Source organism: Brevibacillus gelatini (assembly GCF_050920745.1).
GTDB classification, from domain to species: Bacteria; Bacillota; Bacilli; order Brevibacillales; family Brevibacillaceae; genus Brevibacillus; species Brevibacillus gelatini.
In genome coordinates this window covers 3,651,037-3,666,211 of sequence record NZ_CP154342.1, presented here as the reverse complement: position 1 = coordinate 3,666,211, position 15,175 = coordinate 3,651,037, and the positions used below count along the sequence as shown (strand labels likewise).

The window sequence follows — 15,175 nt, the reverse complement described above, 5'->3', positions numbered from 1 at the left end:
TACAAGAGACGGGAACGGACGAGACAGGGAGGCTGACGATGAAGAGACGTTTTTCAACAGGTGTCATTTTCGACATGGACAACACGCTACTGCAATCGAGGATCGACTTTTCAGAAATGAAAGAGGCTATTTTTCGGCTATGGACGGAGCACGGCCTGATTGAACCGACATTCGACTGGCAGAGCCACACCGCTTCGCAGCTGATCGAGATCGGCCGGACATCGGGCAGGCTGACCAGCCGGCTTGAACAGGAGATGTGGGCAGCTGTGACGGAGATCGAAAAGGCGGGGATGCACGAAGCTGTCCTGGAGAACCATGTACAGGAAGTGCTCGCCATACTCAAGGATCGGCATCATCTGTTCATTTTGACGAACAACGCTTATATCGCCGCAGAGGAAGCGTTGCGCCGCACGGGCATCGCGGGCTGCTTCGAGGAGATCGTGGCGCGCGAGCAGATGACGACGTTGAAGCCGCATCCGTCCGGGATTCACTACATTCGCAGACAGTATCCCGAGCTGCCTGCGACAGCCTGGACGATGGTTGGGGATTCCTGGATTGACGGAAAAGCTGCCCAGGACGGGGAGGTGGCGTTTATCGCCTACCAGTCAAACCCGCAGGAGATGGAACGGCATAACGTGGCGCCACAGGCGTATATCGCCGATTTGCGCGAGCTGCTGCACATTTTGTAGCGGGTCTGGCGGGTGCGGACTGACACTTCTGTTTTAAAAAAATGACAGTGAACGTGAAAAATGTGTTATACTTTACGGTAACTGAATACCAGCCTTCAGGGTAGGGTGAAATTCCCGACCGGCGGTAATGACGAACGCACGTCTGAGCCCGCGACTCGCTATTGCAACTGGATAGCGACTGACTTGGTGCAATTCCAAGGCCGACGGTAAAGTCCGGATGGGAGAAGGTATTGGCATGGCCTCGACGCTGTTTTTCAAAAACAGGCAGTCACGAGGCTTCTTTCTCTACGCCCTGAGTATGTGCTCGTGGGCGTTTTTTGTTGGACAACTTCATAGCAAAATCTTCAGGGCAAGGTGAAATTCCTGACCGGCGGTGATGGCGATCCAATCGTCTTTAGCCCGCGACTCGTTGACCGTAACGGTCGGCGACTGATCTGGTGCAAATCCAGAGCCGACGGTAAAGTCCGGATGGAAGAAGATTTGACCCAAGCTTTTTGGCATCGTTTTTTGCAAAAAACGAATGCAAGAAGGCTTCTTTCCCTATGCCCTGAGACACTGAAGTTTCCAGGGCTTTTTGTTTTGGCTGGAATCCATGCAGGAAAGAGGAGGTTTTACATGGAGCAGGACAGGCGGTTCATGGCATTGGCGCTGGATCTGGCGCGTTCGGCACAAGGTCAGACGAGCCCCAATCCACTGGTCGGTGCAGTCCTGGTGAACAACGGAGCTGTTGTAGGCATGGGAGCCCATCTGCGTGCGGGCGAGCCGCATGCGGAGGTGCATGCGCTGCGCATGGCTGGGGAAAAGGCGGCTGGCGCTACCTTGTATGTGACGCTGGAGCCGTGCAGTCATTACGGAAAAACGCCCCCTTGCGCCGATGCGGTGGTCGCGGCGGGCGTTCGCCGGGCCGTCATTGCGACCTTGGACCCAAATCCGCTTGTGGCTGGAAAAGGCGTGGAGAAGCTGCGCGCCGCAGGCGTGGAAGTGGTTGTCGGAGTCGGTGAGTCGGAAGCACAAAGGCTCAACGAAGTGTTTTTCCATTACATCACGACGAAGCGCCCGTTTGTCACGGTGAAAACGGCAAGCACCCTGGACGGCAAAATCGCTTCGGTCACGGGGCACAGCCGCTGGATCACGGGGGAGCGGGCGCGGGCGGAGGTGCACGAACTGCGCAGACAGCACGACGCGATTCTGGTCGGCGTCGGAACCGTGCTGGCAGATGATCCGCTGTTGACGGCCAGACAAGGGGAGCAACTGTATGGACGGCAGCCTGTGCGGATCATCCTGGACAGCCAACTGCGCACGCCGCTCACAGCGCGCGTGATTGCGAATACGGATGCGCCGACCTGGATTTTCACGACAGAGGCGGCCCCGGCAGAGAAGCGTGCGGCAATGGCGGCAAAAGGTGTCAGGCTGTTTGTGGCAAGCGGACAGATTACGGTGGAATACGTGCTGGACACGCTGGGAGAGCAGGGCATTACTTCTCTGCTGGTAGAAGGCGGGCAGGCTGTGAACGGAGCGTTTTTGCAGGCGCGCGCCATCCAGAAAATGATTAGCTACGTATCGCTAAAGTTGATCGGCGGAAACAGCGCACCTACGCCAATTGGCGGACAGGGCTTCGCCACGATGGATCAGGCTGTCCGGCTTGAAAATACGAGTGTCGAGCTGCTGGATGAAAGCGATGTGCGCATAAGCGGTTATCCGCTGTGGGAGAAGTAGTAGCAGGGAGCTGTTTTCAGGAAACAAAAGGAGGAAAGGCCGATGTTTACCGGACTGGTGGAGGAAGTAGGGGTTCTGGCATCCATCACGGGCAACGATCAGGCGAGCAGGCTCGTGATTCGGGCGCAGCGGGTGCTGGAAGACGTCAAGCTCGGCGACAGTATTGCTGTCAACGGCATTTGCCTGACGGTCACGTCTTTTTCGGAGCGGCATTTTAGCGTGGACGTCATGCCGGAGACGATGAAAAAGACGAGCCTGCGCCACTTGCGCCCAGGCCAGCGGGTCAATCTGGAGCGAGCGATGCGGCTGGGCGACCGCTTTGGCGGGCATATCGTCTCCGGGCATGTGGACGGAACAGGCACGATTTTGTCCCGCGAGCCGCACGCCAACGCTGTGCTGTTTCGCATCGAAGCTGCGCCAGAGCTGTTACGATACGTCATCAGGCAAGGCTCGATCTGCGTCGACGGCATCAGTCTTACGGTCGTAGACGTTGCCGATGCGCATTTTTCGGTGTCGATCATCCCGCATACGCTGGCAGCGACCAGCCTGCAGGATCGGCGCGCGGGCGATCAGGTGAATCTGGAGACAGACATCATCGGCAAGTACGTTGAGCGGCTTTTGGGCTATCGCGGCCAGCCAGCAGGCAATCAGGTCGAAGCAAAAGGCGGGAAACTCAGTCTGGCTTTTTTGCAGGAAAACGGATTCGTCTGAACGAGGAGGGACAAGTTCCATGTTTCATCGCATAGAAGAGGCGCTCGAAGATTTGCGGCAAGGAAAAGCCGTCATCGTCGTGGATGACGAGGATCGGGAAAACGAAGGGGATTTCGTCTGCCTGGCGGAAGCGGCTACGCCGGAGATGATTAACTTTATGGTGACGCACGGGCGCGGTCTTGTCTGCGTCCCGGTGACAGAGGAACGGGCGGCGCGGCTTGCGCTCACCCCGATGGTCGAGCATAACACGGACAAGCAAGGGACGGCGTTTACCGTATCCATCGACGAGGTGAGCACGCATACCGGCATTTCGGCACAAGAGCGCTCGCAGACCGTGCTGGCGATGCTGGATGAGCAGAAAACGGCAGAGGACTTCCGCAGGCCGGGGCACATTTTTCCGCTGATTGCCAGAGCCGGAGGTGTTCTGCGGCGGGCGGGCCATACTGAAGCGGCGGTGGACCTCGCCCGGCTGGCGGGGAGCGTGCCCGCAGGGGTCATTTGCGAAATCATGAACGAGGATGGTTCGATGGCACGGCTGCCGCAGCTTGTGGAGATCGCTCGCCGCTTCGACTTGAAGCTGATTACGATTGCTGATCTGATCGCCTACCGGATGCGCACTGAGTCCCTCGTGCGAAAAGAAATCGAAGTGAGCCTGCCGACGAGCTACGGCGATTTCCGGATCGCCGCCTATACGAACGAGCTGGACGGCAAAGAACACGTGGCGCTTATCAAGGGCGAAATTGGTACGGACAAGCCCGTTCTCGTCCGGGTGCATTCCGAGTGTCTCACAGGAGATATTTTCGGCTCCCACCGCTGCGATTGTGGCCCGCAACTGCATGCGGCGCTGGAGCAGATCGAGGCGGAGGGCTCCGGCATTCTTTTGTACATGCGTCAGGAAGGCCGCGGCATCGGGCTAATCAACAAGCTGCGTGCCTACAAGCTGCAGGAGGAAGGGCTGGATACGGTGGAGGCGAACGAAAAGCTCGGCTTCCCTGCCGATCTGCGCGATTACGGCATCGGGGCGCAAATTCTCCGCGACCTGGGCGTGCAGAGAATGCGGCTTTTGACCAATAACCCACGCAAAATCCGGGGGCTGGACGGCTACGGACTGAAAGTGGAGGAACGGGTGCCGCTGCAAATGCCGACGCATCCGCACAACAAACGGTATTTGTCGACCAAGCAGGAAAAGCTGGGACACCTGCTGCATATCAAAGGCTAAGGAGAGTGGAGAAGATGAGAACATTTGAAGGACATCTGGTAGGAACGGGTTTGCGCGTAGGGATTGTAGCGGGACGATTTAACGAGCTGATCGTCAGCAAACTGGTAGGCGGTGCGCTCGATGCGTTGAAGCGCCACGGCGTAGAGGAAGACAGCGTAGATGTGGCCTGGGTGCCCGGCGCTTTTGAGATTCCGCTGATTGCCAAAAAAATGGCCGAATCCGGCCGCTACGATGCGATTGTGACACTGGGCGCGGTCATCCGCGGGGCGACTCCGCACTTTGACTACGTTTGCAACGAAGTGGCCAAAGGCGTCGCTTCGCTGTCGCTTTCCACGGGGATTCCGGTCATTTTTGGCGTGCTGACGACGGACAACATCGAGCAAGCGATTGAGCGCGCCGGGACAAAAGCGGGCAACAAAGGCTGGGAAGCGGCAACGGCAGCGATTGAAATGGCGAACCTGTCCAAACAGTTCGCCTAAGCGACACGAATCGCTTGTCTGGGTGCGAAACGGGGGCTGCGGCTCCCGTTTTTTCGTTTGCCCGAAAGCACACATAGATCCCATTCTTGATTCATGTTATTTGGCTGATATTTTTTGTGAATGAAGTGCTAAACCAATGAAGGAAAGTAAAGGGAATGCCTGGTAGGAAGAGTAATGTAATTTTTTTTGTGTAAATGGGTTTTTAACAGGTGAATAGTTACGTCAACGGCTTTACATGGAGGAGCGGGCATGATAGATTCGTTAGCCATGCTATGCATGGTTGACTGGCATCGCCCAATCGCAAGGAATCATGCCCGCAGAGGCTCCATGTCAGGCCGACCTAACAGCCTCTTTATGCGGACAGTTCCCCTTGCAAGCGGCTTCCAAAATGGATGGCCAGTTGCGATATACATTCTTTCCAGCACCGAAGTGGCATGGTTCATTTATTTGATGCCTCCATGGTTGCCAGTTAGATAATTTTCCGTAAGGCATCGTCAGCATTATGTTTGGCATAGCCTAAATGATCGTCCATTTCCGCTTCAAACAACTGCTGGATGGTGTCACGGAAGAGGTTCTTGAGCATCTCATGAACGTCCTCGATGGCTCGGCAATCTTTCGCTAATGCTTTGATCGTCATGGTTAACGCCCGATGTATTCAAAAATAATGATATAGAGGACAAGGAGAAGTAAGAAACTAATTATGGATACTGTTTTAGCGGTTTTAAATCTTGTATTGTTTTTTTCAGTTAATGCTTTCATTACTTCAATAAGATTCCATATGAATGATAACGCTACGATAACCATTATTGATAGGTAGAATGATAAGTAGAAAATTTTCAAAAGTAATCACTCCCCAAAAAAGTTGGCCAATTATTGTTTCTGATTGTAATAAATTCACCATAACTAAAACTAGATCCTCTCTTACTTTAGGGAGGATCTAGTTTTAGTTATATAGATTAGTATCGAAACACAATACCGAAGTCTTCAACCTTAGTAACTGATGCCGGTTCAATAGCAAAACCTGCTGGATAGACAGCAAAGGCAACAGATCCCAAAGTCCAAGTTTGATGACCATATTCAAATTTTACGTTTACTGTACCAGACTCATTTTTTTCGACGTATACATACTGTGATATATACCCTTTGTGAGCATTATTACTTGGCATTGCTTCCAAATCAATTTTCGATCCTACGCCAACACCAGAATCCCAATCATCAGGGGTAGTATAGGTTGAACAACTCCATTTAGCAGAAGTATTGTTGTCAGGTCTATAACAATATCTGTATTCATGCTGCTGAACTTTTCCACGTGATGACATCGGGAGGAACCATTTTGATGTAACTGGAAAACCAATACTCAAGCCGTCTGTAAGTTCCCATTTAGGACTTTTTGACCATTCGTAACTTCCATATAAATAAAACTTTTTATAACCAGTCATGTCACTATTTACCGAAAATGCGGTAGCGTTTAAATCTAGTATTCCACCATCTAAAGCTACTTGAGGTGTGATTGTATTCTTATCCATAAATTCTTCTTCTCTTACAGTTTTACTATTAGATGCCAACTTTTTAGCGTTGTTTTCAAGTAATTCTTTGAGTACATCATCTGGGAAATTCGCAAGTTCTTCTTCTGTTAACCCTATATCGTCAACTATACGATTGATTTCTTTTTTTGTTAAAGTAGTTTCTTCTTCCCATGACGGCGGTTGTTTAGCAGTAGAAGGAGCAACGAAAGTTAATAGGGATAAGCTCAAAGCCAAAACACTTAAGTAAAACTTTTTCACTTCCAACAACTCCATATTTGTAATTTGTTTACAATATAACAAATATAGGTAAAAATTGCAATTTAAAGATTCATCACCATAAATCCGTGATAGACATTGAAAAAACGTAGATGTTCCTCCATCGTGGTTGTTGTCGAGACAAACCATTGAAAGAGATGAAATCTAACGTTGTCTAACAAGTTTACCACAGGAGCGTCTTGCGCCTACCATGGTCTGCTTGGACGAATTTGCTCTACCAATAGGACACAAGTACGGTGTCAACCTCATGGATGCACAAAGTGGACATATCTGACAGGTCACAGAAGGTCGTTCACGTAAACAGGTTCGTAACGCTCTCATGAACTGGCCCTTTGCTACGCCTCCACAAGTTGTTGTGACCGACTTGGCTCATAGAATGGCTGAGATAGTTCGAAGCGTTTGGAAGGATGCAACTGTAGTAGCAGACAAGTTCAATGTCATTCAACTTTTCTCCAAATCACTAGAAGCTACGCGAAAACGTACCCATTCGCGGGCAACTCATCGCCGGGGTAGACATGAACAACGTCTGCTCCACACATCTCCCGATAAACGAAAACCTGAGGAACAAGAGGAATTGAAAGCCTGGTTCAGTCGATTGCAAAAACAATTGTCCATTGGCGCGAGCCGATTCAGAATTATTTTTCGTTTCGGATCACGAATGCCTCTTACTCCACTCCCTTCAAAAGCACACGCCAATGGATAAAATCACCACGTATCGGTCAAAGTAAGAAGGATTTTCCTGCAGATCGAGGGGATTCAACATGAGGCCGACAGATTGGTGGAGAGAGCAAGTAACCAAGGTCGCAGAAGCCAGAAGGCACGAGCAGCCGTCTGGTCGCGGCGAACGCATCACGCCGCACATGGTAAAAGAACAATTGGCGAACGTGGATGACCTCAGCAGTCTGTCCTTGACGATCAATGAGGAAGAGGTACACGTTTTTTTTCTAGATACGATGGTAGATTTGACGCAAGTGTACGAAACCGTCTTTTTGCCGTTGCAACGCTCGGATGGAAAAGACCCGTTGCGGGTGTTGCCTTATGCGCAGCCGTGCCAGTCCGATGACATGGGCAGGCTGATGAACAATTTGCTGCGCGGCCATACGATCCTGTTTTTCCTGGACAGGGAGCTGATTTTGCACGTCAATACGTTTCAGGTCGAGCATCGCTCCATCACGAAGTCGGAGAGCGAGGCGACTGTGCTCGGGCCGCAGGATTCGTTTGTGGAGATGCTGGAAATCAATCTGTCGATGCTGCGGCGCAGGCTGACCACGCCGAATCTGAAAATACTCGCCTACACGATCGGCACCGAGACGAAGAACAGGGTAGCCGTGCTGTACCTGTAAAATATCGCGAATGACGAAAACGTGGAGCGGGTAAAAACGCGGATTCAAAACGTCGAGTACCAGGGCTTTGTCGGGATGCCCGTGTTGAAGCAGATGCTGGAGGACAAGCCGTACTCGCCGTTCCCGCAGTTCGGGCTGACGGGGCGGCCTGACAATGTGACAGCAGCGCTGTTGGATGGCCGCATCATCATTATGCTCAACGGCAGCCCGGATGCGGCGATTTGTCCCGCTTCCTTTCTGGAGATGTTCAGCAGCCCGGAAGACTTTTACAACCGCTGGTCGACCGCCAGCCTGCTGCGGATGATCCGCTTTTTCGGACTGTTTGTCACGATTTTGCTCACATCGAGCTACGTATCTGTCCTGACCTTTCATCCGGAAATGCTTCCTCCCGCTTTGTTGACGATTTTGTCCCAGTCGCGCAGCCAGGTTCCGTTTCCTCCTGTGATCGAAGTGCTGTTCATCGAGCTGGTCATCGAAGTTTTGCGGGAAGCCGGGATACGCATGCCGACGAAAATCGGGCAAACCATCGGTATCGTCGGAGGTATCGTGATCGGGACGGCCTCTGTGCAGGCGGGTCTGGCGAGCAACATTCTGATCGTTCTCGTGTCCATCTCAGCGCTGCTCTCGTTTGTGCCGCCGAATTTTTTGATGAGCAACGCCATTCGGCTGGTGCGATACGGCTTTATTTTGATGGCTGGCTTGATGGGGATGTACGGGCAGATGCTCATGCTGGCCTTTTTGTTCGCGCATCTGCTCAACCTGACCTCGCTCGGCACTCCGTGCATGGCGCCCGGCGTGCCGCGTCAGTGGACAGACTTGTTGAACGGCCTCGTGCGCGCACCGATGAAGTTCATCGTCTATCGCAACCGCATGTCCCGAGCAAAACGCAAACAGACGCGTCCTATTGGTGAGGAGTAGATAGATGGACAGAGGAAAGATTCACAGCCTGCGTCCGGTTCTTGTTGTAGGACTGGTAATCAATACGATGGTGGGGGTCAATTTGCTGTCCCTTGCCCATTATGCCAGCAAAATGGGATACAACCTGTGGTGGTCGCCGATTTTGATGGGGCTGATCGTCACGCTCACGATTTTTCCGATGATCGCTTTGTGCAGGCGCTACCCGGAGGACACGCTTTTTCGGATTCATGAAAAGCTGCTCGGCAAGTGGCTGGGCAGAGGGATCAACGTCGTGGTGATTGTCTACGCCATCTTGAACGCCTCTACCGCGAACGAAGGCTATGTGCGGCTTTTGCAGACGTCGATGCTGAACAACCAGACGATCACCGTGCCGCTGCTCGGCCTGACGCTCGTGATGTTTTACATTACCAACGGCGGAATCAAGCTGGTCGCCAGGTTTTGCCTGCTGGCGCTGTTCTTTACGGGCTGGATGCTCTTGCTGCTGCAATACGGCTTTCAGGAAGGGGGAATCACGCACATCTTTCCGCTGTTCAATACGGATCTGGCCAGCGTGCTGGACGCGCTCAACCAATCGTTCGGGAGCATGCTCGGGTATGAGGTGCTGCTGATTTACTATCCGTTTATTGTCGAAAAGAAAAAGGCGTTGAAGCACGTGCTGATCGGCGTATGGTCAGTGGTTTTGTTTTACGTGCTGGTGCTGATTACGAGTGTGGCCTACTTTTCCGAATGGCAGATGGCGAATCTCGTCTATCCGATCCTGAATCTGTTCAAGGCGGTGGAGCTGTCTTTCATGGAGCGGATCGAAAATCTCGGCATCGGCTTGTGGGTGTTTCTCATTCTCAGCACGTCCACGACGTATTGGTGGATGGCTCGCACGGGGATAGAAGACATGGCAAGAAAACAGCGGCTCTGGCATCTTCTGTTGCCGACGGCGATCTCCTACTACATGATTCGCGGCCCGCTTGCGGTGGAAGACCAACGGTTCATTTATGACTATGTGACCGTTTATTTGGGGTATGGCTTGATTTTGTGGCCGATCTTTTTATTGCTGCTGCACGCCCTGCGTTCGGGAAGGGGAGAGGGAGCATGATGAGGTGGATCTGCTGGTATTGGATATCGACGGTTTTTTCCCTGGCGCTTGCCGGATGCACGGGAGAGTTCGAGCGGCCAGCCCTCGAAGACATGGCGATGATCGGCGTCATGGGCTTTGACTACATCGACGACAAGCAAATGAACGTCGTTGTCGCCATCCCCGTTCCCGCCAGAGGAAAGGAATCGACACAAGTTTACTCGACCAAAGCTTCCATGACGAGCGAAGCGATGTTGAAGCTCGCCACAAAATCCGAACGGACGATGACGCTGTCACAGCTTCGCGTCATTTTGTTCAGCGAGGAGCTGGTGCGCAAAGTCGGCATCGGCAAAGTCGTGCTCGACCTGTACCGGAATCCGATTGTGGGCGAGAACGTATTCATCGCAATTGTCAAAGGCAAAGCGGAAGATATCATCAGGGGCGAGTACCGAAACAAGCCGGAAGTGAACACGTATTTGAACGATTTGCTGCGTCCGCGGGTGGAAACGGCTTTTTCGTCTTTTTCTACGATCCACGACTTTGTGTTCATGATGACCAGCAAGACGGGCGATCCGAACTTGCCCTATTTAATCAAGCAAAACGGAAACATTCAGATCGCCAAAGTCGCTCTGCTGCGCAAAGACAAGCTGATCGGCTTCTACTCGCAGCGCGAAGGCAAGCTGGTGCAATGCTTGCTCGGACAAAAGCGGCTTCCCCGCGTCAAGTTTGAGCTGACGGAGCAGACGAACGAAGGCGAGCGTCTGGAAGAGATCATTTTCGATTTTGTCTGGTCCAAGTCAAAAGTGCGGAGCAACGGCAACCAGAAAAAGCCCGTCATTGACATCAACCTCGAACTGCGGGGAGTGGTGGTAGGCTACGATGGCAAGAAAAATTTGGACAAACGACCGCAAATGGAAAAGCTCGTGAAGCAGATGGAAGCGCTGATTAAACGGGAGACCGCTGTGATGCTGAAAAAATTTCAACAAGAGGGCGTTGATCCGGCCGGAATCGAAGAGAGCCTGCGCCAGAAATACTACGGAAAATGGACGCGGGAAAAAGGGCTCGCGCTCTATCAGCAGGCCGGATTCAACATCAAGGTCAAGCTCGATATACTCGGCTACGGCACGATCAAGTAAGCGTGGCCGCTCGCGTTATCGCAACCGTTTCAGCTCCCGCCAGATCGCTTTCAGCGTCGGGCGGTCCCATTTTGGCCGCTTTCCGTACAGAAAACGGGTCAAGCCGCTGAACATCAACTGCTGGTCTTCTGTGTACGGGTACCAGTTGAACTCGCGTTTTTTCGAGCCGGGGTCGTGAATGACCGAGATGCTGTGCGTGAACGCTTGCAGCCCGGCTGGCCCGCGGTAGCGGCCGATGCCGCTCTCTTTGACCCCGCCGAACGGGAGGTGCGGATTGGCGTAGCTGATGATGACGTCGTTAATGCACACGTTGCCGCTCAACAGCTTTTCTGCTACGCGCTGCGCTCTTTGTTTGTCAGACGACCAGACAGACGCATTCAGGCCGTAGGGCGACTCGTTTGCCAGGCGGATAGCTTCTGCCTCGTCGGAAAACGTCATGATCGGCAGGACAGGGCCGAATGTTTCTTCCCGCATGATCTTCATGTCCGGCGTGACGTCTGTCAGGATGGTCGGGGGGATGAACATGCTGTCGGTTTGCGGCAGCCCGCCTGTGACGGCTTTGGCTCCGGCGGCGAGCGCTTCCTCGATATGCGCCCGGACGATGCCGAGCTGCTCACGCGAAGTCATCGAGCCGACTTCCGCCTGATCGGGAAAGCCTTGGCGCAGCGCTTGCGTTTTTTCCGTGACTAACCGCAAAAACTCGGGATACACGCGCTCGTGCACGTACAACCGCTCAACGGACATGCACACCTGGCCGGAGTTCGTAAAAGCGCCCCAGATCGCTCCGTTTGCCGCCCTCTCCAGATTCGCGTCTTCGAAGACGATCATCGGGTCTTTTCCGCCCAGCTCCAGCGAGACCGGAATCAGATGCTCCGCTGCTGCGGCCATAATTTTTTTGCCTGTGGCGGCCGAGCCTGTAAAAAAGATTTTGTCCGGGCGGGCCGCCACCAGTCGACTGCCGACTTCGCGTCCCCCGTGCAGGACGGTGACGACTCCTTCCGGCAGCCCGGCAACGGCAAACAGCTCTTCGATGAGCAGGCCAGTAGAAGGGGTGACTTCGGACGGTTTGAGAATGACCGTATTTCCCGCGACAAGCGCGGACAGCATCGGGATGATCGCCAGTTGAAACGGATAGTTCCACGGCGAAATGACCGCGATTACCCCCATCGGCTTGTAGTGAATGTACGATTTTTTCGGCCAGAGCACGAGCGGGGTCGGCACGGGCTGGGCAGCCAGCATTTGCGGCGCGTGCTTCTCGTAAAAGCGGATCGTATCGGCAGTGACAAAAATTTCGGTCATGTACGCTTCGATGGTCACTTTTCCGGTGGCCTGGCTGATTTTTTCCGCCAGTTCTTCGCCGTGCTCGACGAGATAGTGGCGCAGGCGCGTCAAGTAGCGCAGCCGTTCGGACAGGGAGGTAGCGGACCACGCTTCAAAGGCGAGCCGGGCTTTGGCGACTGCCGCGTCTACCTGGGCGGGACTGGCTTCAGTCACGGAGCCGAATGTCTCGCCAGTGGCCGGATTGCGCAGAGGGAGTACGGACATTATCAATCACCTCGTTCGACAGGATGGGTGGCAGGTGAACCAGAAGAAAAAAGCGACTCGAGAACATGGTGGAGAGCAAGCTGAAAGCGGCTGATCGCTTCTGCGGCCGTCCGGGATTCGTCCAGCAAGCATTGCAAGATCATGCCGTCGATCACGGAATAGAGGATCGAGCTTGCCGCGCTCACGTCCACGGCAAGCGCGGCTCCACGCTCCGTCTGCAGCCGCTTGAGCATGCGGGCAATCAGGTCGTGCAGCCGGTTTCGCGTGTGGTGCACCTGCTCCAAAAAGACAGGGGTGTACAGCGCCTGCGCCTGCAAATCGTACCAGAGCCGATGCAGCTTGCGGTCTTCCAGCAGGCTGCGGCCGAGAACGGCAGCGAGAGCCGGGAAAAAGTTGTCCAGGGGAGCAGCCACCACTTCGCGCTCCAGTTCGGCGATGAAGCGTTCCTTGTAGCTGGCGATTACTTCGAGCATCAACTCTTCCTTGCTTGCAAAATAATAGTGCAGGATGCCGAGCGAGACGCCGGATTCCTTGGCGATATCGCGCAAGGAGACGTGGGCATAGCCTTTTTCCGCGAGGCAGATCGTCGCCTGCTCGATCAAAAAGGCCCGCTTCGCTTCGGCTTTCGCCTGGCTTTTCGAAGGGGGAGTCATGCTGTGCACCTCTTTTTTGGACGACTGTCCAATTTTTTGCCTTGATTGTAGTGCGCAAGCCTTGCTCCTGTCAACGCCCGAATGGGCACAAAAAAAGAAGCGGCTGTGCTACCGCTTCCTTTGTCGTTCCCAGCGCTTTAGATACGGGTAAGGGTCGAAAGCCCAGTCGGCTCCCCCAGTCTCTCGGTACATGCCGTAATGCAGGTGGGGCGGGAATTTTCCGGAGGTGCCAGGCTTGCCGTAGCCGGAGCTGCCCACGTATCCGATCACTTGCCCCGGCTCCACGATGTCGCCGGGCTTCAGCCCTTTTTTAAACGAAGACAGGTGGGCGAAGTAATGGTACACATTGCCCATGTCGCGCATCCCGATCCGCCAGCCGCCATAGCGGTTCCAGCCGATGACCTCGATCACGCCGTAAGCTGTGGAGAGTACGGGCGTCCCGTGACGGGCGAAAATGTCGGTGCCTTCGTGAATCCGTCGCCCGCCCCAGCCGCGCGCATCCCCCCAGGTGCTGCGGTAGCTGTAGTCGTACCTCGCCGGGATGGGAAAATGACGCTCATCCAGTTGCAAATGCTGGTATTTTTCATACACCTGCGCGAATTGCCGGATCGTTTTCACCGAGCGATCCCGCTGGTAGTATGACCAGACGCCGATTTGCCAATCATCCTGGGAAAAACCGTACTGCGCCAGGAAATGAATAAGGGAAGTAAGTGCATCCATATCGTTGTTGCGGTCGGCAAGCCCATCCCCGTCGCCGTCCATGCCCATCCCGCCGAAAAACTGGATCGATACCGGATTGGTGTCATCCGGGTCAGGGTTCATGCTGCCTGCCCAGCGATCACTCGGGATGTCCACGGCAGTCAGCCGCGAGGACGATGCCTGGTTGTCGGTTTGCTTTTTGCGTATTTTCATCGTGCGCTCATACTGATCGATTGCCGCCAAATAGTTCCAGGGAATGCCGTACAAAGACTCCATTCGCAAAAAAAGCTGTAGCCGCTCTTGCAGGAGAGGGTCTGCATGGTTAGCAGAGGAGCCTTTCGCAAAGCCTGTTTCCAGCGGCAAAATGACAGTGGCCACGCACAAGCTGATCTGAATGATGAGGCGGAAAACTCGCATGCCGTCTCCCTCCAGCCCGGGTAGTTTCCGTTGTAGTTTCTGCCAGTCTCTCTGGATTATCCACGATACTTTTTGGAAGCGGGCGTAGCGCACCGCATCCGGGACGGCTGTCTGTTAAAGCTCTGTAAAAAAATGGGCGAGAAAGCAGGAGTGAGACGTTCCTGCAAAGAAATGGAAAAATGGATGATCCAACCAAACCCGTATGGAGGAGGCTGTGTGATGAGCAAAAAAGTGTTGATCGTGACAGGGGACGCCGTAGAAGCCCTGGAGGTGTTCTATCCGTATTACCGTTTGCTGGAGGAAGGCTACGAAGCCGTGATTGCCGCGCCCAGCGTGAAGACTCTGCACACCGTATGCCATGACTTTGAAGCACACAGTGAGACGTACACGGAAAAGCCTGCTTATCAGTTGCCTGCGCACGCCGCGTTTTCCGACATCAATCCGGAAGCATTTGATGCGTTGATTATTCCCGGCGGAAGAGCGCCTGAATACATTCGGCTCCACGAAAGCCTAAAGCCGATCGTGGCGCACTTTTTCGAGACAAACAAGCCTGTTGCGGCAATCTGCCACGGCTCCCAGGTGCTGGCGATTGTGCCCGAGCATCTCGCCGGCCGCAAGCTGACTGCTTATCAGGCGTGCAGACCGGATGTGGAAGCGATGGGTGCGATTTACGAAAAAGAAACACTTCACGTAGACGGCAACCTGGTGTCTGGTCATGCGTGGCCGGATTTGCCCGGCTTCATGCGCGAATTCTTACGTCTGCTGCGCTAGTCATGGAT

At 53.9% G+C, this 15,175-nt stretch carries 13 protein-coding genes, 3 pseudogenes and 2 riboswitches; of the genes and pseudogenes, 10 read left to right on the top strand and 6 right to left on the bottom strand.

The features are described 5' to 3' along the window. The first annotated feature begins 38 nt into the window (after positions 1 to 38). The 5 genes from AAFJ72_RS17710 to ribH all read left to right on the top strand — a co-directional run bounded on the left by AAFJ72_RS17710 (position 39) and on the right by ribH (position 4,814). The gene (locus AAFJ72_RS17710) at positions 39 to 689 is read left to right on the top strand and encodes an HAD family hydrolase (protein ID WP_432775008.1); all 651 of its coding nucleotides are present in this window, start codon (positions 39 to 41) and stop codon (positions 687 to 689) included. 87 nt (positions 690 to 776) lie between these two features. Continuing rightward, positions 777 to 922, top strand: a riboswitch (FMN riboswitch). A gap of 103 nt (positions 923 to 1,025) precedes the next feature. Beyond that, positions 1,026 to 1,173, top strand: a riboswitch (FMN riboswitch). 131 nt (positions 1,174 to 1,304) lie between these two features. After that, a complete protein-coding gene (ribD, locus tag AAFJ72_RS17705) occupies positions 1,305 to 2,405 on the top strand; it encodes a bifunctional diaminohydroxyphosphoribosylaminopyrimidine deaminase/5-amino-6-(5-phosphoribosylamino)uracil reductase RibD (protein WP_432775006.1) in 1,101 nt (366 codons plus the stop codon). 42 nt (positions 2,406 to 2,447) lie between these two features. Continuing rightward, positions 2,448 to 3,116: a riboflavin synthase gene (locus AAFJ72_RS17700; RefSeq protein ID WP_122903164.1), complete on the top strand. Its 669-nt coding sequence runs from the start codon at positions 2,448 to 2,450 to the stop codon at positions 3,114 to 3,116. A gap of 19 nt (positions 3,117 to 3,135) precedes the next feature. Next, positions 3,136 to 4,335 (top strand): bifunctional 3,4-dihydroxy-2-butanone-4-phosphate synthase/GTP cyclohydrolase II, encoded by a 1,200-nt coding sequence (locus tag AAFJ72_RS17695; RefSeq protein ID WP_122903163.1) that lies wholly within the window; start codon positions 3,136 to 3,138, stop codon positions 4,333 to 4,335. 14 nt (positions 4,336 to 4,349) lie between these two features. After that, a complete protein-coding gene (gene ribH, locus AAFJ72_RS17690) occupies positions 4,350 to 4,814 on the top strand; it encodes a 6,7-dimethyl-8-ribityllumazine synthase (protein ID WP_432775004.1) in 465 nt (154 codons plus the stop codon). A 352-nt stretch (positions 4,815 to 5,166) separates the two neighbouring features. On the opposite strand, the pseudogene AAFJ72_RS17685 reads toward ribH, so the two are convergent. The 3 genes and pseudogenes from AAFJ72_RS17685 to AAFJ72_RS17675 form a co-directional block, all read right to left on the bottom strand. Next, positions 5,167 to 5,313: pseudogene (locus AAFJ72_RS17685) on the bottom strand (IS256 family transposase); the annotation flags it as partial. Continuing rightward, positions 5,308 to 5,451: pseudogene (locus tag AAFJ72_RS17680) on the bottom strand (IS256 family transposase); the annotation flags it as partial. The pseudogenes AAFJ72_RS17685 and AAFJ72_RS17680, both read right to left, overlap by 6 nt. 319 nt (positions 5,452 to 5,770) lie before the next feature. Beyond that, positions 5,771 to 6,598 carry a hypothetical protein gene (locus AAFJ72_RS17675; protein ID WP_432775003.1) on the bottom strand — a complete coding sequence of 276 codons (828 nt, stop codon included), beginning with the start codon at positions 6,596 to 6,598 and terminating at the stop codon, positions 5,771 to 5,773. A 337-nt stretch (positions 6,599 to 6,935) separates the two neighbouring features. Here AAFJ72_RS17675 and AAFJ72_RS17670 point away from each other — a divergent pair, with 337 nt between their 5' ends. The 4 genes and pseudogenes from AAFJ72_RS17670 (at position 6,936) to AAFJ72_RS17655 (ending at position 11,082) form a co-directional block, all read left to right on the top strand. Continuing rightward, positions 6,936 to 7,319 carry a transposase gene (locus tag AAFJ72_RS17670; RefSeq protein WP_122903161.1) on the top strand — a complete coding sequence of 128 codons (384 nt, stop codon included), beginning with the start codon at positions 6,936 to 6,938 and terminating at the stop codon, positions 7,317 to 7,319. A 58-nt stretch (positions 7,320 to 7,377) separates the two neighbouring features. Further along, a pseudogene (locus AAFJ72_RS17665) lies at positions 7,378 to 8,877 on the top strand (spore germination protein). 4 nt (positions 8,878 to 8,881) lie between these two features. Then, complete coding sequence (locus AAFJ72_RS17660) at positions 8,882 to 9,967, top strand: GerAB/ArcD/ProY family transporter (protein WP_432775000.1); 1,086 nt, start codon at positions 8,882 to 8,884, stop codon at positions 9,965 to 9,967. Continuing rightward, complete coding sequence (locus tag AAFJ72_RS17655) at positions 9,964 to 11,082, top strand: Ger(x)C family spore germination protein (RefSeq protein WP_432774998.1); 1,119 nt, start codon at positions 9,964 to 9,966, stop codon at positions 11,080 to 11,082. The genes AAFJ72_RS17660 and AAFJ72_RS17655 overlap by 4 nt, the downstream gene beginning before the upstream one ends. Before the next feature lie 15 nt (positions 11,083 to 11,097). On the opposite strand, the gene AAFJ72_RS17650 is transcribed toward AAFJ72_RS17655, so the two are convergent. The 3 genes from AAFJ72_RS17650 to AAFJ72_RS17640 form a co-directional block, all read right to left on the bottom strand. After that, entirely contained in the window at positions 11,098 to 12,627 is a 1,530-nt protein-coding gene (locus AAFJ72_RS17650; RefSeq protein ID WP_432774996.1) for an aldehyde dehydrogenase family protein, read from the bottom strand. 2 nt (positions 12,628 to 12,629) lie between these two features. Continuing rightward, the gene (locus AAFJ72_RS17645; RefSeq protein WP_432774995.1) at positions 12,630 to 13,280 is read right to left on the bottom strand and encodes a TetR/AcrR family transcriptional regulator; all 651 of its coding nucleotides are present in this window, start codon (positions 13,278 to 13,280) and stop codon (positions 12,630 to 12,632) included. A gap of 108 nt (positions 13,281 to 13,388) precedes the next feature. After that, complete coding sequence (locus tag AAFJ72_RS17640) at positions 13,389 to 14,396, bottom strand: M23 family metallopeptidase (protein WP_432774994.1); 1,008 nt, start codon at positions 14,394 to 14,396, stop codon at positions 13,389 to 13,391. Positions 14,397 to 14,615: 219 nt separating this feature from the next. Between AAFJ72_RS17640 and AAFJ72_RS17635 the strand changes: the two genes are divergently transcribed. Further along, positions 14,616 to 15,167 carry a DJ-1/PfpI family protein gene (locus AAFJ72_RS17635; protein ID WP_122903159.1) on the top strand — a complete coding sequence of 184 codons (552 nt, stop codon included), beginning with the start codon at positions 14,616 to 14,618 and terminating at the stop codon, positions 15,165 to 15,167. Positions 15,168 to 15,175 lie beyond the last annotated feature (8 nt).

Coding starts and splice junctions, on each gene's coding strand:
- AAFJ72_RS17645 (WP_432774995.1), bottom strand. CDS start 13,280: ATGACTCCCCCTTCGAAAAGCCAGGCGAAAGCCGAAGCGAAGCGGGCC.
- ribH (WP_432775004.1), top strand. CDS start 4,350: ATGAGAACATTTGAAGGACATCTGGTAGGAACGGGTTTGCGCGTAGGG.
- AAFJ72_RS17710 (WP_432775008.1), top strand. CDS start 39: ATGAAGAGACGTTTTTCAACAGGTGTCATTTTCGACATGGACAACACG.
- AAFJ72_RS17660 (WP_432775000.1), top strand. CDS start 8,882: ATGGACAGAGGAAAGATTCACAGCCTGCGTCCGGTTCTTGTTGTAGGA.
- AAFJ72_RS17650 (WP_432774996.1), bottom strand. CDS start 12,627: ATGTCCGTACTCCCTCTGCGCAATCCGGCCACTGGCGAGACATTCGGC.
- AAFJ72_RS17640 (WP_432774994.1), bottom strand. CDS start 14,396: ATGCGAGTTTTCCGCCTCATCATTCAGATCAGCTTGTGCGTGGCCACT.
- AAFJ72_RS17695 (WP_122903163.1), top strand. CDS start 3,136: ATGTTTCATCGCATAGAAGAGGCGCTCGAAGATTTGCGGCAAGGAAAA.
- AAFJ72_RS17700 (WP_122903164.1), top strand. CDS start 2,448: ATGTTTACCGGACTGGTGGAGGAAGTAGGGGTTCTGGCATCCATCACG.
- ribD (WP_432775006.1), top strand. CDS start 1,305: ATGGAGCAGGACAGGCGGTTCATGGCATTGGCGCTGGATCTGGCGCGT.
- AAFJ72_RS17655 (WP_432774998.1), top strand. CDS start 9,964: ATGATGAGGTGGATCTGCTGGTATTGGATATCGACGGTTTTTTCCCTG.
- AAFJ72_RS17635 (WP_122903159.1), top strand. CDS start 14,616: ATGAGCAAAAAAGTGTTGATCGTGACAGGGGACGCCGTAGAAGCCCTG.
- AAFJ72_RS17670 (WP_122903161.1), top strand. CDS start 6,936: ATGAACTGGCCCTTTGCTACGCCTCCACAAGTTGTTGTGACCGACTTG.